Raw genomic sequence first — 554 nt, forward strand, 5'->3', positions numbered from 1 at the left:
TCGTAACAAGGTAGCCGTAGGAGAACCTGCGGCTGGATCACCTCCTTTCTAAGGATAGACAGATGAATGGAGAGCAGAGATGCTAATAGAAATTCATCATGTTACGGAAGCACACTGAAAAGAAACTTTGTTTAGTTTTGAGAGTATCAACTCTCAAACTTGTACGTTGAAAACTGAATACTTAATCCAAGAAAAAACCGAGACATCATTGTAGACAATGAATAGATTGCAAAGCGACCGAGAGAGAGTTCGAAAGAACTAAGACTTGATAGAGGTCAAGTGAAGAAGGGCGCACGGTGAATGCCTGGGCACTGGAAGCCGATGAAGGACGTGACGAACCACGAAAGTCTTCGGGTAGCCGTAAGTAGGCTGTGATCCGGAGGTATCCGAATGGGGGAACCCGGCATGCGAAGGCATGTCATCCATGAGTGAATACATAGCTCATGGAGGGAACACGCAGTGAACTGAAACATCTAAGTAGCTGCAGGAAGAGAAAGAAATTCGATTTCCTTAGTAGCGGCGAGCGAACGGGAAAGAGCCCAAACCGGCAGATT

The 554-nt window shown here is 46.2% G+C and carries 1 rRNA gene; it reads left to right on the forward strand.

The window, feature by feature from the left end:
* Positions 1–273: 273 nt before the first annotated feature.
* Positions 274–554, forward strand: a 23S ribosomal RNA gene (locus OCH80_RS10195); the annotation flags it as partial.

Origin of the sequence: Lactobacillus sp. 23-2 (assembly GCF_044902225.1) — a bacterium.
Classification (GTDB): Bacteria; Bacillota; Bacilli; order Lactobacillales; family Lactobacillaceae; genus Lactobacillus; species Lactobacillus absianus.